This is a genomic window from Williamsia sp. Leaf354 (assembly GCF_001424365.1).
Lineage (GTDB): Bacteria > Actinomycetota > Actinomycetes > Mycobacteriales > Mycobacteriaceae > Williamsia_A.
This window is the reverse complement of the sequence record NZ_LMPL01000002.1, coordinates 371404-386973: the sequence shown is the minus strand read 5'-3', so window position 1 is coordinate 386973 and position 15570 is coordinate 371404. Positions and strand designations below refer to the sequence as shown.

Here is a 15570-nt window from a genome sequence, read left to right as displayed (position 1 = left end):
CCTCGGTGCACCCACCCTCGCCGCCCTCCGGGCGACCCGCGCAGGTCTCGGCCGTGGTCGACCGGTATCGATCCGACCGCTTCGGACTCTTCGACCCCGATCGCGTGCGGGGTGGCGGCGCCGACGCGTCGATCCCGTACGACGAACTCATCGACGCCGACGGTGCCGTGCGTCCCCATTGGGACGGCCTCGTCGACGGCGTCGCCCGCACCGGTGAGGCCGGTCTGACCCGCACCGCGACCCGTCTGCGGACCATGGTCGCCGACGAGGGCATCACCTACACCCCGACCGGCGATCGTGTGGCGTCGCCGACCGCGCCGCCGCAACCGGCGCAGCTCTGGGAACTCGACAGTGTGCCGCTCGTCGTCGACGGAGGTCAGTGGGCGGCCCTGGAATCCGCTGTGGCGCAACGCGCGGTGCTGCTCGACCGACTGCTCGTCGACATCTACGGCGAACGGCGCACACTCACCTCGGGCCTCGTAGCCCCGGAGATGGTGTTCGGGCATCCCGGCTACATCCGCAAGGCGGCGGGTCTCGGCAACCCCGGCCCCCACGCACTGTTCCTGCACGCCACCGACATCGGACGCACCGCCGACGGCTCGCCGGTGGTGTGGGCCGATCACACCCAGGCCCCGTCGGGCATCGGCTACGCCATCGCCGACCGCCGGCTCACCTCCCGCGCGCTGTCGCGGGCATTCGGCCGCGTGGGGCCGAGGGCGATGACCACCTTCGCCGGCACGTTGCGGCTCGCCCTCTTCGACCACGCCCCGCCGGGCGCCGACGACCCGACGGTCGTCGTGTTCAGCCCGGGCTCGTTGTCGGAGACCGCGTTCGACCAGGCCTACGTCGCCTCACAACTGGGCTTCCCGCTCGTGGAGTCGGCCGACCTTCTCGTCGTCAACGGCGTCGTCTACATGCGGTCGCTGGGCAGTCTCAAACGGGTCGACGTGATCCTGCGGCGCGTCGACGCCGCGTTCTGCGATCCGCTCGACCTGCGCACCGACTCACGGCTGGGGGTCGCGGGACTGGTCGAGGCGATCGCGCGCGGCAACGTCACCGTCGTCAACACCCTGGGCAGCGGGGTCCTCGAGAACCCCGCGCTGCACACCGTGGCCGAGCGTCTGTCCCGGGCACTGCTCGACGAGGACCTGCTGCTGCGTCCCGTCGAGACATATTGGGCCGGTGACGATCTCGACCGATCGAAGATCCGCGCCGAACTTCTCGAGCTCGTGATCGACAACGTCCGCACCGGCGAACAGTTCCTCGGACCCGAGCTGTCGTCGGCGCAGAGTGACACCGTCGGCGACCGGATCGACGCCGACCCCTGGCAGTGGGTGGCGCGTCGCCCCGAGGGGTTCTCGGTGGCCCCGTCGATGGCCCCGGCCGCGCCGGGCGCCGGGATGCGACTGCGCGCCGCGCCGGTCGCGATCCGCACGTTCGCAGTGTCGTCGAGTTCGGGGTACAGCGTGATGCCCGGCGGACTCGGGCAGGTGCTGGAACAGGGCCCGGCCGGGTCGACGATGCGGGCCGTGGCCGCCAAGGACGTCTGGGTGACCAGCCCCGAGGGAGTCGGTGACACGACCCGTGTCGCGGAATCGGCACAGCCGGTGTCGCTTCCGACCACCGGATTCGGCATAGACCGGTCGGCGACCTCGCCGCGTGTGCTGGCCGACCTGTTCTGGCTCGGTCGCTACGGCGAACGGGCCGAACTCACCGTGCGCCTCACCGCGGTCGCCCGCGAGCGCTACCAGGCCCGCGACCACCGCCCCTGGATGCCGGGCACCGGAGCCCTGCCGCTGTTCCTGTCCGCAGTGGCGACGACGACGGCCACCGCGGGCCGGCTGGGGCCGCTGCCCCCCGTCGACTCCGGGCACACCACCGTCGGCGACGCGACACTCGCGCTCGCCGCACTCGGTCGACTCACCATGTCGCGCTCGACACCCGGCTCGATCGCCCACGCCGTCGACCGCCTCGTCGCCGCGGCGCGCGCGGCCCGCGACCAGATGTCGACGAGCACCTGGATGGTGCTGGGCACGATCGAACGGGCGCTCGCCGATCTCGCCCACACCGTCGCCGCCGACGCACCCGATGACAGCAGCGTCGACGTCGACGACCTCGCGCACGCCCACGAGGCGATGCTGCACGGGTTGCTCGCGCTCGCGGGTCTGCAGGCCGAGTCGATGGTGCACGACCCGGGGTGGCTGTTCATGGACGCCGGACGACGCATCGAGCGGGCGCTGGTGCTCGCCGACATCACGCGCACGACGCTGGTGGACGCACACGACCCGGAGATCGAACAGGCGCTGCTCGAGGCGTTCCTCGTCGCCAACGAATCGGCCGTCATCTACCGCCGTCGCAACCGCGGGGTGGTGCGGTTGCGTTCGGTGCTGGTCCTGGCGATGTTCGACGAGACCAACCCGCGATCGATGATCTACCAGCTCGGCCGGTTGCGCGACGACTTCGTCGCGCTGCCCGACGAGATCCGCTCCGCCGCGGTCGAGCGCACCGTGGAGGACCTGATCGCCGAACTGCGGCGCGTCGACCCCGCCGATCTGGTCGCCGTCGACGACTCCGACCGCCGCGCCGACCTCGCCGAGCTGATGACGACCCTGGCCCGCGGTGTGCGCGAGGTGTCCGACGTCCTCGGCCGCACCCGTTTCGCACCTCCCCGCGACATCCAGCCGCTGTGGGGCGGCACGGTGGACGCGCCGTGAGGGCCCCCGCGGTCGAATCGGTGTCGACGCGCCGCTATCGGGTCACCCACCGCACGACCTACGAGTACGCCGACGTGGTCAGCGCATCGTTCGGTCGGTGCTTCCTGATGCCGCGTTCGATGCCCGGCCAGCGGGTTCTCTCCGCCGAGGTGACCATCGACCCCGAACCGGCCGACCGGTCGACCGGCACCGACATCTTCGGCAACGCCGACATCTACTTTCATGTCCGGACCCCGCACCACCGACTCGAGGTCACCGGGTCGTCCCTGGTCGATGTCGACCCGATCGACCCCGACCTCATCGGCACCGGACCTGCGGTGGCGCCGTGGGAGCACGCCCGGCCCACCGCGAGCGGCGACGCCGACGCGCGGGAGTTCGTCCTCGATCTCTTCCCGCCCGAGATCACCGACGCCGTCCGCGAGTACGCGGCCCCGGTGTTCACCCCGGGTCGACCCCTGATCGAGGTGATCGGGGATCTCACCACGCGCATCAACCAGGACTTCACCTACAAGTCGGGGTCGACGGCGGTCAGCACGCGCGTCGCGACGGTGATGGAGCGTCGCGAGGGTGTCTGTCAGGACTTCGCCCGCGTCGCGATCGCCTGCCTGCGCGCCAACGGTCTTGCCGCGCGGTACGTCTCGGGCTACCTCGCGACCGATCCGCCGCCCGGCCGCGAACGGGTCGTCGGCGCCGACGCCAGCCACGCCTGGGCGGCGGTGTGGGTCCCGGGAGGGCAGTGGATCGCTTTCGATCCCACCAACGACAAGCTCGTCGATGAGAGGCACGTCACAGTCGCGTGGGGACGTGACTATGATGATGTTCCGCCGCTCCGTGGAGTGATCTACACGGATTCGACATCGAGCACGATCTCGGTGTCGGTGGACGTGGCGCCGCACGAACTGCCGACCGTGTCGCAAGAAGAGTCGCCGGGGCCGCAGGACGCGACGATCTCGCCGTAGGACATCTGTACGCGGGTGGTGGACTGTCCATCGCCTCGAGGATGGTCCGACGTGGCGAGTTGGGTAGGTTGGGGAGCAATGACTGTCATCGCCGAAGGGCGCACCGCGGGTGCGGTCCGTACGGCCGAACGAGTGTTGTCGGCGCGAGCGGGGAGCCCGGTCGTACTCGACGACCCCGTCGACCTGGCCGGGAGCGGTCGCACCGACGTGGTCCGCGTCCGTGTCGCCCAGAACCCGCTGTCGCCCGATCGCAGCCTCGTCATCAAGGTGCTGCCCGCCGACGAACCGGCCGACGCCTTCGCCCGTGAACTCGCCTCGTACAAGTACGCCACCGCGTTGCCCATGCGGTCGCGGCCGGGGCCGCAGCTCATCGCCTCCGATTCGGCCGAACGGCTGATCGTGCTCAGCGACCTCGGTCACGGTCGGTCGATGAGCGCTCTGCTGGCCAGCACCGACTGGGCCGACCCGAGCCACGCCATCAGCGCCTGGGGACAGGCACTGGGCCGGATGCACGCGGCGACCGTCGGCGGCGAGGACGACTTCGCCGCACTGCTGCGCCACGGACCCGCACGCGGTGACGTCGAGGCGCTCACCGCGCAGGTGCAGATCGCGGTGTCGCGGGCGCCAGAGGTGCTCGGCGAGCATCTCGGGGTCGACGTCTCCACCGGGTTCGTCGAGCTGTTGACCCGCGCGCAACTGCTCTTCGCCGAGGGTGAGCACCGCGCGTTCAGCCCGTCGGACGTCGGGCCGCCCAACATCCTCATCAACGACGACGGCGTGCAGTTCATGGACTACGAGTGGGGCGGTTTCCGCGACGCCACCCTCGACATCGGCTACGCCGTGGTCACCTTCGGGGCCGAGTTGGCCCCACGCTGGGCCGACCGTCGTGCCGATCTGGAGACCGCCATGGTCGACGCCTGGCGTTCGGAGATCCAGGCGATCTGGCCGGCACTGAGCCACGACGGCGAACTCAACCGCAAGGTCCTGACCGCCCGGGCGCTGTGGGTGTGGCTGGCGACGGTGTGGATGCTGCCGGTCGAACTCGGCGACGACCGCCACGCGCGCGGGCTGGCGCTGCGCACCTCCGACCCGGCTGTCGTCGTCGCGCGATGGACCGATCTCGCCGCCGCGGCCCGCCGGACCGGCGACCAGGACATCGCGGCCGACGCCGACGCCATCGGTGCGGCGTTGGACGCAGCCTGGCTGCGGTGACCCCGATGGCGGACCGCGACGGGGTCGGCGAGCCGCAGGACGCCCTCTTCGACGCCCCCACGCCGCCATCCCGGCACGATCTCGCCCCCGTCACCGCGGGGGCCGGGGCGTTCGGGCCCGACACCGGTCCGTTGGCGGTGCGGATGCGTCCGCGCAGCCTCGACGAGATCGTCGGCCAGCAACATCTCCTGGCCGCCGGATCGCCCCTGCGGCGTCTCATCGAGGGCTCCGGCGCCGCGTCGGTCCTGCTCTACGGCCCGCCCGGGACCGGCAAGACCACGATGGCATCGCTGATCTCGACGGCCACCGGCGGTCGCTTCGAGGCGCTCTCGGCGCTGTCGTCGGGCGTCAAGGAGGTCCGGGCGGTGATCGAGGTCGCCCGCCGCGCCCTCATCGACGGCCGCCAGACCGTCCTGTTCATCGACGAGGTGCACCGCTTCTCCAAGACCCAGCAGGACGCGCTGCTCGACGCCGTCGAGAACCGCATCGTGCTGTTGGTCGCCGCGACCACCGAGAACCCGTCGTTCTCGGTGGTGTCGCCGCTGCTGTCGCGATCGCTGGTACTGCAGCTGCACCCCCTCACCGACGACGATCTGCGCGAGGTCCTGCACCGCGCCATCACCGATGACCGCGGCCTGGCCGGGACGGTCGAGATCGCCGACGACGCCCTCGACCACATCGTCGCCCTGGCCGGCGGTGACGCCCGGCGCGGGCTCACCGCCCTCGAGGTCGCCGCGGGCGCCGCCCGCGGTGGTGCCGACGAGACCGGGGGAGAAGGGGTCCCGCGTATCGAGCTCGCCGACGTCGAGTCGGCGATGGACCGCGCCGCCGTGCGCTACGACCGTGACGGCGATCAGCACTACGACGTCATCAGCGCGTTCATCAAGTCGATCCGCGGATCCGACGTCGACGCGGCGGTGCACTACCTCGCGCGCATGATCACCGCGGGGGAGGACCCCCGGTTCATCGCCCGACGGCTGATGGTCCACGCCAGCGAGGACATCGGGATGGCCGACCCGACCGCGCTGCAGACCGCGGTCGCCGCCGCCCAGGTCGTCGCGCTCGTCGGCATGCCCGAGGCGAAACTCGCCCTCACCCAGGCCACCATCCACCTCGCCACCGCGCCGAAATCGGGTGCGGTGGTCTCGGCCATCGGCGCCGCGATGGGCGACATCGCCGCCGGTAAGGCCGGCGCGGTGCCCCCGCATCTGCGCGACGGCCACTACGCGGGAGCGGCGAAGCTGGGCAACGCGCAGGGCTACCGGTACCCGCACGACGCACCCGGCGGGGTCGTGGCCCAGCAGTACGCGCCCGACGACCTCGTCGGCACCGAGTACTACGCGCCCACCGACCACGGCCACGAGCGTGAGATCTCCGCGCGGGTCGGACGCCTGCGCTCGATCGTCGGGGCGTGGAACGCCAAACGGTAGGGTGGACTCGCTCTGCGGTTGCGCGGGGTGTCGTGCACCCACGAACCGCTCGGTGGTCGGTGCACGGCCAGATGACATCGGCGTGAGGACATCAGGTGCAGACCCACGAGATCAGGAAGCGATTCCTCGATCATTTCGTCGCCGCAGGTCACACCGAGATCCCCAGCGCCTCGCTGATCCTCGACGACCCCAACCTGCTGTTCGTCAACGCCGGGATGGTGCCGTTCAAGCCCTACTTCCTGGGTGAACGGACCCCGCCCTCGCCGCGTGCGACCAGCATCCAGAAGTGTGTGCGCACCCTCGACATCGAGGAGGTGGGCATCACCACCCGCCACAACACCTTCTTCCAGATGGCGGGCAACTTCTCGTTCGGTGACTACTTCAAGCGCGAGGCGATCGGGTTCGCGTGGTCGCTGCTCACCGACTCGGTGGACGACGGCGGGTTCGGGATCGACCCGACGCGCCTGTGGCCGACGGTCTACGTCGACGACGACGAGGCCGCCGGGATCTGGCGCGACGAGATCGGTGTCCCCGCCGAACGGATCCAGCGCCGCGGGATGGCCGACAACTACTGGTCGATGGGCGTCCCGGGTCCCTGCGGTCCGTCGTCGGAGATCTTCTACGACCGCGGACCCGACTACGGCGTCGAGGGCGGACCCGAGGCCGACGAGGACCGCTACATAGAGATCTGGAATCTCGTGTTCATGCAGAACCAGCGTGGGCCGGGTATCGGCAAGGACAATTACGAGATCCTGGGTCCGCTGCCGCAGAACAACATCGACACCGGTATGGGCATAGAGCGCGTCGCGACGATCCTGCAGGGCGTCGACAACGTCTACGAGACCGATCTGCTCAAGCCCGTCATCGATGTGGCCGAGCGGCTCACCGGTCGGACCTACGGCGCCGAGGGGGAGGGCGCCGCCGAGGCCGACGTGCGGTTCCGGGTGATCGCCGACCACGCGCGCACCGCGGTCATGCTCATCTCCGACGGGATCACGCCGGGCAACGACGGCCGCGGTTACGTGTTGCGGCGTCTGCTGCGACGCATCGTGCGGTCGTCGCGTCTGCTCGGCGCACAGCAGCCCACGATGGGCGACTACGTCGACACCGTCATCGCGACGATGTCGCCGTCGTATCCCGTTCTGGCCGAACAGGCCTCGTCGATCCGGTCGACCGCGGTCGCCGAGGAGGACGCCTTCTCGGCCACCCTGGCCGCCGGGTCGAAGCTGTTCGACGACGCGGCCGCGGCGACACGGTCGTCGGGGGCGACGGTCATCACCGGCACCGACGCGTTCGCGTTGCACGACACCTACGGCTTCCCGATCGACCTCACCCTCGAGATGGCCGCCGAGGCGGGCCTGCAGGTCGACGAACAGGGCTTCGCCGACCTGATGAGCGAGCAGCGCACGCGCGCCAAGGCCGACGCGTACGCCCGCAAGGCCGGGCACGCCGATGTCTCAGTCTACCGCGAGTTCCTCGACCGGGGACCGACCGAGTTCACCGGCTTCGACGAACTCGTCAGTGAGGCCACCGTTCTCGGCATCGTCGGCGGGGGCACGTCGCTACCGGTCGTCGGGGTCGGACAGCAGGCCGAGATCATCCTCGACCGCAGCCCGCTCTACGCCGAGTCCGGCGGGCAGATGGCCGACGTGGGCACCATCAGCACCACCACCGGCGCCCGTGCGCGGGTCACCGATGTCCAGAAGATCGGCAAGTCGGTGTGGCGACACGTCGTCACCGTCGATGCCGGTGAGTTCGTGGTCGGCGACGTCGTGCTCGCGCAGGTCGACGCCGGACACCGGCGCGGGGCGACGCAGGGTCATTCGGGCACGCACCTCGTCGGCGCAGCGCTGCGACAGGTGCTCGGATCGGGTGCCACCCAGGCCGGTTCGCTCAACCGCCCGGGATATCTGCGGTTCGATTTCCGCGCGCAGGGCCCGGTCACCGACGCCCAGCGCACCGAGATCGAGGAGATCACGAACGCCGCGGTCGAGGCCGACCACGCGGTGAACACGTTCGAGACCGGCCTCGACGAGGCCCGCGCGATGGGCGCGATGGCGCTGTTCGGCGAGAACTACGGCGACCGGGTGCGCGTGGTCGAGATCGGCGGGCCGTTCTCCATGGAGCTCTGCGGCGGCACGCACGTGGGCAGCTCGGCCCAGGTCGGTCCCGTCACGCTGCTCGGTGAGCAGTCGATCGGGTCGGGTGTGCGGCGCGTCGAGGCCTACGTCGGCCTCGACTCCTACCGCCATCTCGCCCGCGAACGCGCACTGCTGTCGTCGGTGTCGTCGGCCCTGAAGGTGCCCGGCGACCAGGTACCCGAGCGCGTGGCCCACCTGGTGGAACGTCTCCGTGACGCCGAGAAACAGATCGAACGCATGAAGGCCGAGGCCGCGAAGGCGTCGGCGGCCGCGCTCGTCGGCGACGCCGAACGCGTCGGCGACACCCTCGTGGTCGCGGCCCGACTCGACGACGGGCTCGCCGGGGGCGATCTGCGTGGTCTGGCGACCGACCTGCGCGGTCGATTCGGTGCGCAGGCCGCGGTCGTCGCCCTGTTCTCGGTGTCCGACGCCAAGGTGCCGTTCGCGGTGGCGGTCACCGCCGCGGCGCGCGACGCCGGCCTCTCGGCCGGATCGATCGTCTCCGACATCGCCCCGCTTCTCGGCGGCCGCGGCGGTGGCAAACCCGACCTCGCGCAGGGCTCGGGATCGGACGCCTCGGGGATCGATGCCGCCCTGCGGCGGGTGCGGGAGACGGTCGGGGCGCAGGGGTGAGCCCGCTGCGGCCGCGCGGACGGCGAATCGCCGTCGACGTGGGAAGCGTGCGTATCGGGGTCGCGTCGTGTGATCCTGACGGGATGCTGGCCACGCCGATCGAGACGGTCGCCCGAAGCAAGGACGCCTCCGACATCGATCGGATCACCGACATCGTCGCCGAGTACGAGGCCGTCGAGGTCGTCGTCGGGATGCCGACGACGCTGCGGGGCGAGCACGGAGCAGCTGCACAGGCCGCGACCGCATTCGCCGACCGACTGGCCACCCGGATCGCGCCGGTCCCCATCACCTTCCACGACGAGCGCCTCACCACGGCGGCGGCGACGCAGATGCTGCGGGCGAGCGGCCGGTCGGCCAAGCAGCAGCGATCGGTGATCGATCAGGCCGCGGCCGTGGCGATCCTGCAGTCGTGGCTCGACCTGCAGGCGGTCGGAGGCGACGAACGGTGACCGAACAACCCCCGCGTCCGCACCGCCGCCGCGCCGATGACGACGGCCGCGACCCGGCCGAGACCGCGCGACTGCGTCGCCTCATCGCCGAGAACGGCGGCGGCCACACCCATCGCCGGGCCCGCGGTGCCCCGCCCCGGCGCCCCGACCTCCCCCCGCTCGACCCACGACGTACCCGCACCGACGACGGGCGTGCCGACGCCGGCGAACCGCTGTGGCAGGAACCGCGCCGGGCCCAGCCCCGGGCGATCCCCCCGGTCGACCGGCCCCGATACGACGACCGGTTCCACCCGGGTGATCGCGCCGGCGAACCGGGTGTCGAGCCGAGACCCGACGAAGCGCAGGCGATGTGGGCGCCGGTGGCCGACGAACCGGCCACGGTGCCCATCGGCCGTCCCGACATCCCCGGTGACGTCCCGCGCCGCGACCCCGAGCCCCGCAGCCGCCGCGGTGGTCACGGTCGCCGCGCGACCGCACAGATGCAGGCCCGCAAGCGACGACGCCGGGTCGTGCTGGCGCTGGTGATGGTCTTCATGGTCGCGGTGATCGGATCGCTGGGGTACGTGGGCCTGCGGATGACCGGCTATTTCGTCGATGACGACGACTACTCCAACGCCTCCGGTACCGGGGACGTGCTCGTCTCCATCCCGCAGGACTCGACCCTCACCCAGTTCGGCCAGATCCTGCGCGACCGCGGCGTGGTCGCGAGCGTGCGTGCGTTCACCGACGCCGCCGGCTCGGGCTCGATCTCCGCAGGGTTCTACAAACTCCGGACCGGGATCCCGGCGGCGACGGCGGTGTCCATGCTCGACGGCGACGCGAACCGCGTGGGTCGCGTGGTGATCCCACCGGGCCGCCAACTCGACACGAAGCAGACCGCCGACGGTTCGCCGAGCACGGGCATCTTCGCGATGATCGCGCAGGCCACCACGGTCACGATCGACGGCCGCCGATCCGGGGTCACCCAGGAGCAGCTCGCCCAGGCCGCCGCGACCGCCTCGCCCACCGACCTCGGGGTGCCGTCGTGGGCCGCGGCCGACGTGGAACGCCTCAACGGTGACCATCGACGCATCGAGGGACTCATCGCGCCCGTGGCGTTCGAGGCCATCGACCCGACGCTGTCGCCGACCGCGATGCTCAAGTACCTGATCACCACCAGCGCAACGCTGTTCGATCAGTGGGGACTGCTCGACCGCAACGACACGGGGTTGAGCCCGTACCAGAACCTGGTGTCGGCGTCGGTGGTCGAGAAGGAGGTCGCCGACCCCGACGACTACGGCAAGGTCGCCCGCGTCATCCTCAACCGTCTGGGCAAGAACCAGAAGCTGGAGATGGACTCGACCGCGAACTACACCGCGGCGGTGGTGAACATCGACGTCTCCGGCGACGCGTACACCGCCGACACGAAGTGGAACACCTATCAGGTCAACGGTCTCCCCGCGACACCCATCGGGTCGGTCGGCAAGGCCCCGCTCCAGGCCACCGACAACCCGCCGGCCGGCAACTGGATCTACTTCGTGGCCGTCGATCCGCAGGGCACGACGTTGTTCACCGAGGACTACGCCGAACACCTCCGCAACCGGCAGAAGGCCTGCGACAACAAGGTCCTCGCCGTCGGATGCCGGTGACCGCTGCACCGTCGACGGTCCGGCGGGCCGCAGTACTCGGTTCGCCGATCGGTCATTCGCGCTCACCCGATCTGCATCTGGCGGCCTATCGCGCGTTGGGTCTCGCCGACTGGACCTACGAGCGGATCGAGTGCACCGCAGACCAACTCGGTGACCTCGTCGACGGTCTCGACGACAGCTGGGTCGGGCTGTCGGTGACCATGCCCGCGAAAGTGGCCGCCCTCGATCACGCCGACGAGGTCACCGACCGGGCGGTCATGGTCGGTTCGGCGAACACCCTGGTGCGCACACCAGCGGGCTGGTCGGCGGACTGCACCGACATCGACGGGGTGACCGGGGCGCTGCGCGAACTCGGCGCCGAGGGTCTCGACGGCGCCTCGACGGTCGTGCTCGGAGCAGGCGGGACCGCGCGCCCGGCGCTGGCCGCCCTGGCCGCCGCCGGCGCGGGATCGGTGACGGTGGTGGTCCGCGAACCCGCTCGCGCCGCAACACTTCTCGAGCTCGCCGACACACTCGGACTCACCTCCGAGGTGGTCGACTTCGCGCCCTCGGACAACCTCGCGGCATACTGCGCCGCCGCGGCGGTCACCGTCAGCACGGTGCCCGCGCAGGCCGCGGCCCCGCTCGCGGTGTCGGTGGCGGCGTCGCCGCGCCTCATCGATGCCATCTACGCCCCGTGGCCGACCCCACTGGCTGCCGCCGTCACCGACCGCGGCGGCGCGGTCGCGGGCGGGCTCGTGATGCTGCTCCACCAGGCCGTCACCCAGGTCGAACTGTTCACCGGCCGAGCGGCCCCGCGCGATGCGATGGCCGCCGCCCTCACCCCCTGACCGTCGCGACGTCGGGTCGACAATTCGCATCGATCCACAGTTCCGCCGAAACCGGTGTTCACACCGTCGGTTGTCCCCAGGCGGACCCCATCGGACGCGACGAGGCCCGCTGCCGTCGCCCACGATCACCGGGTGATCTCGACCTCGACGGCCTGCGCGGTGACCCTGCTGGTGGTCCCGGCGTGGTTGATGGTGCTCACCGGCCACGACCTGCGCTCCCGAACTCTGCCCAACCGGCTGACGGTGCCCGCGGTGATCGCGGCGGTGGCCGCGGCGGCCTGTCACGGTGGTGTCGCGCTGTCGATGCTGGCCCTGGCGGTGCCCTACATCGTCGCCTGCCTGGCCGGCGGGTGCGGCGGTGGCGACGTGAAGCTCGCCGCGGCGCTCGGTGGCCTCGTCGCCGACCCGGGCCGATCTCTGTTGGTTGTCGTGGCCGCATCGGTGCTGAGCCTCGGCGTGGCCGGCATCATCGCCCTGCGACGGCGGGGGAGTGGGCGGAGCACCCCGCAGGCCCACGGACCCGCCCTGGTGGCGGCCGCGCTGATCTGGGGCGGCCTTCTCCCCACGGGCTGACGTACGTGCGGCGGGGGGCCGCACACGGACGTGGAAGAATGACCACTCGTGTTGCGCTGGATAACTGCCGGAGAATCCCACGGCCCCGCCCTGGTCGCCCTCGTCGAAGGGATGATCGCCGGTGTCTCGGTCACGTCCGACGACATCGCCACCCAACTCGCCCGCCGGCGTCTGGGGTACGGCCGCGGTGCCCGCATGAAGTTCGAGGCCGACAAGGTCACCGTCGTGGGCGGCGTCCGCCACGGCCTCACCCAGGGCGGCCCCGTCGCCATCGAGATCGCCAACACCGAGTGGCCCAAGTGGGAGACGGTGATGGCGGCCGACCCCGTCGACGCCGCCGAGCTCGCCGATGTGGCGCGGAACGCGCCGCTCACCCGTCCGCGCCCCGGCCACGCCGACTACTCCGGCATGCTCAAGTACGACTTCGACGACGCCCGCCCGGTCCTCGAGCGGGCAAGCGCCCGCGAGACCGCCGCTCGCGTCGCCGCCGCCACGGTCGCACGCAACTTCCTGCGTCAGGTGCTGGGCGCCGAGGTCCTGAGCCACGTGGTGTCGATCGGGGCGTCCGACCCGTTCGACGGGCCGAGCCCCACGCCGGCTGATCTCGACCGCATCGACGCCAGCCCGGTACGCGCCGCGTCCGAGACCGCCGAGGCCTCGATGATCGCCGAGATCGAGGCCGCGAAGAAAGAGGGCGACACCCTCGGCGGGGTCGTCGAGGTCATCGTGACCGGCCTGCCGGTCGGCCTCGGCTCCCACGTCAGCGGTGAGACCCGACTCGACGCACGTCTCGCATCGGCCCTGATGGGTATCCAGGCGATGAAGGGGGTCGAGGTGGGCGACGGTTTCGCGACCGCCCGCCGCCGCGGCAGCCAGGCCCACGACGAGATGGTCCCCGGGCCCGACGGCGTGCTCCGCTCGACGAACCGCGCCGGTGGCCTCGAGGGCGGCATGACCAACGGTGAGGACCTGCGCGTCCGCGTGGCCATGAAGCCGATCTCGACGGTGCCGCGTGCGCTGTCGACCGTCGACATGTCCACCGGCGAACAGGCCAGCGCCATCCACCAGCGGTCGGACGTGTGTGCGGTCCCCGCCGCGGGAGTGGTCGCCGAGGCGATGGTCGCGCTCGTCGTCGCCCAGGCGGCACTCGACAAGTTCGGTGGCGACTCGGTGACCGAGACCGCCGACAATGTGGCTCGCTACCGAGAGCGTGTCGCCGCACGCCTCGCCCACGGCGACGCCACCGCCTCGGTTCCGCGTCCCGCCGCCGGATGACCTCCGACCCACCCGCGAACGACACGACCGGACCCGTCGTCCTGATCGGGTTCATGGGTGCGGGGAAGTCGACGGTCGGATCGGTGCTGGCCGCCCATCTCGGCGTCGAGTACCTCGACACCGATCACGAGATCGTCCGGCGTACCGGCCGATCGATCGCCGAGATCTTCGCCACCGACGGCGAGGAACGGTTCCGCGAGGTCGAGACCGCCGTCATCTCCGATGTGCTCACCAGCCACCGCGGCGTCGTCGCCCTCGGTGGCGGCGCCGTTCTGAGCCCCGAGGTCCGACGCGTCCTGTCCGGACATCGGGTCGTGCACCTCGACGTCGCTCCCGCCGCGGGCTTCGCCCGGGTCGAGGGGTCGGCTCGTCCACTCCTGCAGGTCGACGCCGACGGCCGCACGCCGCGCGAGCGGTACGTGGCCCTCCACGCCGCACGGGCCGCGGTCTACACCGAGGTGGCGACCCTCCGGGTGGACACCGACGACGCCGACCCCGTGACCGTCGCCGAGCGTATCCGTGTGCTGCTCGACCCCGCGACGACGCCGTCGGACCGCTCCCACCCACACCACCCCGATCCCCGAGAGGCCTCCACGTGACCGAGCCCACCACCAGCGAGCCCACCCGCATCCGGGTCGCCACGGCCGACCCGTACGACGTGGTGATCGGGCGTGATCTCCTCACCGATCTCGTCACGGCCGCCGGCGGCGCCGACCACATCGCGATCCTCTACCAGCCGCCGCTGATCAAGACCGCCGAGGCCGTGCGCGAGGTGCTGGCCGAAGCGGGCTTCGACGCCCATCGCATCGAGATCCCCGACGCCGAGGCCGGCAAGGACCTGTCGGTGGCCGCCTTCTGCTGGGAGGTGTTCGGTCGGATCGGCATGAAGCGCAACGACGTGGTCATCGGCCTCGGTGGCGGCGCCGCCACCGACCTCGCCGGGTTCGTCGCGGCCACCTGGATGCGCGGTATCGGCGTGATCCATCTGCCGACGACGTTGCTCGGGATGGTCGACGCGGCGGTGGGCGGCAAGACCGGCATCAACACCGACGCCGGCAAGAACCTGGTCGGCTCGTTCCACGAGCCCCGTGCGGTGCTCATCGACACCGCGACCCTCGAGACCGTGCCACCCAACGAGATCATCGCCGGGCTCGCCGAGGTCATCAAGACCGGGTTCATCGCCGATCCGGAGATCCTCACCCTGATCGAGGCCGACCCGGTCGCCGCGCGCGATCCGTCGGGATCGGTTCTGCCCGAACTGATCCGACGCTCGGTACAGGTGAAGGCCGATGTGGTGGCCGCCGATCTGCGCGAGTCGTCACTGCGGGAGATCCTCAACTACGGCCACACCCTCGCCCACGCGATCGAGCGTCGGGAGCAGTACCGGTGGCGCCACGGGGCCGCGGTCTCGGTCGGTCTGATGTACGCCGCGGAACTGGGCCGTCTGGCCGGGCGCCTCGACGACGCCACCGCCGATCGGCATCGCAGCATCCTGGAGTCGGTGGGGTTGCCCACCGGATACGACGAGGATGCCTTCCCGGCGTTGCTCGAGACAATGGCGGGGGACAAGAAGAACCGGTCGGGCATGTTGCGGTTCGTGGTGCTCGACGGCCTGGCGCGGCCGGGACGACTCGAGGGTCCCGATCCCGGTCTGCTGGTCGCCGCCTACTCCGCGATCGCGCGGTCGGCGTCGCCCGGGGGCATCCTGCTCTGACTCACACGCCGC

The 15570-nt window shown here is 71.3% G+C and carries 12 protein-coding genes; all 12 read left to right on the top strand.

Features of this window, described 5'->3' with window-relative positions; all coding sequences use genetic code 11:
- Positions 1-5: 5 nt before the first annotated feature.
- Entirely contained in the window at positions 6-2714 is a 2709-nt protein-coding gene (locus tag ASG12_RS09845; RefSeq protein WP_055789470.1) for a circularly permuted type 2 ATP-grasp protein, read from the top strand.
- Positions 2711-3673: a transglutaminase family protein gene (locus ASG12_RS09840; protein WP_055789466.1), complete on the top strand. Its 963-nt coding sequence runs from the start codon at positions 2711-2713 to the stop codon at positions 3671-3673. Before ASG12_RS09845 ends, ASG12_RS09840 begins: the two co-directional genes overlap by 4 nt.
- A 78-nt stretch (positions 3674-3751) precedes the next feature.
- A complete protein-coding gene (locus tag ASG12_RS09835; RefSeq protein WP_055788680.1) occupies positions 3752-4885 on the top strand; it encodes a hypothetical protein in 1134 nt (377 codons plus the stop codon).
- A gap of 5 nt (positions 4886-4890) precedes the next feature.
- Positions 4891-6315 (top strand): replication-associated recombination protein A, encoded by a 1425-nt coding sequence (locus ASG12_RS09830; RefSeq protein WP_055789463.1) that lies wholly within the window; start codon positions 4891-4893, stop codon positions 6313-6315.
- A gap of 95 nt (positions 6316-6410) precedes the next feature.
- Positions 6411-9089 (top strand): alanine--tRNA ligase, encoded by a 2679-nt coding sequence (alaS, locus tag ASG12_RS09825; protein ID WP_055788677.1) that lies wholly within the window; start codon positions 6411-6413, stop codon positions 9087-9089.
- Positions 9086-9538: a Holliday junction resolvase RuvX gene (ruvX, locus tag ASG12_RS09820; protein WP_055788674.1), complete on the top strand. Its 453-nt coding sequence runs from the start codon at positions 9086-9088 to the stop codon at positions 9536-9538. The genes alaS and ruvX overlap by 4 nt, the downstream gene beginning before the upstream one ends.
- Positions 9535-11166, top strand: coding sequence for an endolytic transglycosylase MltG (locus tag ASG12_RS09815; RefSeq protein ID WP_235456499.1), 1632 nt, complete (start codon positions 9535-9537; stop codon positions 11164-11166). The genes ruvX and ASG12_RS09815 overlap by 4 nt, the downstream gene beginning before the upstream one ends.
- On the top strand, positions 11157-11996 hold the full coding sequence (locus ASG12_RS09810; protein WP_055788671.1) for a shikimate dehydrogenase: 840 nt from the start codon (positions 11157-11159) through the stop codon (positions 11994-11996). Before ASG12_RS09815 ends, ASG12_RS09810 begins: the two co-directional genes overlap by 10 nt.
- Before the next feature lie 132 nt (positions 11997-12128).
- Entirely contained in the window at positions 12129-12569 is a 441-nt protein-coding gene (locus ASG12_RS09805) for a prepilin peptidase (protein WP_055788669.1), read from the top strand.
- A 48-nt stretch (positions 12570-12617) separates the two neighbouring features.
- Positions 12618-13844 carry a chorismate synthase gene (gene aroC, locus ASG12_RS09800; protein WP_055788666.1) on the top strand — a complete coding sequence of 409 codons (1227 nt, stop codon included), beginning with the start codon at positions 12618-12620 and terminating at the stop codon, positions 13842-13844.
- A complete protein-coding gene (locus tag ASG12_RS09795; RefSeq protein ID WP_055788663.1) occupies positions 13841-14443 on the top strand; it encodes a shikimate kinase in 603 nt (200 codons plus the stop codon). Before aroC ends, ASG12_RS09795 begins: the two co-directional genes overlap by 4 nt.
- Entirely contained in the window at positions 14440-15558 is a 1119-nt protein-coding gene (gene aroB, locus ASG12_RS09790; protein ID WP_055788661.1) for a 3-dehydroquinate synthase, read from the top strand. Before ASG12_RS09795 ends, aroB begins: the two co-directional genes overlap by 4 nt.
- The last annotated feature ends 12 nt before the right edge of the window (positions 15559-15570 follow it).

Bases quoted from the DNA above. Each gene is read 5' to 3' on its own strand.
- ASG12_RS09810 (WP_055788671.1), top strand. From the start codon at position 11,157: ATGCCGGTGACCGCTGCACCGTCGACGGTCCGGCGGGCCGCAGTACTC.
- ASG12_RS09795 (WP_055788663.1), top strand. From the start codon at position 13,841: ATGACCTCCGACCCACCCGCGAACGACACGACCGGACCCGTCGTCCTG.
- ASG12_RS09830 (WP_055789463.1), top strand. From the start codon at position 4,891: ATGGCGGACCGCGACGGGGTCGGCGAGCCGCAGGACGCCCTCTTCGAC.
- ASG12_RS09835 (WP_055788680.1), top strand. From the start codon at position 3,752: ATGACTGTCATCGCCGAAGGGCGCACCGCGGGTGCGGTCCGTACGGCC.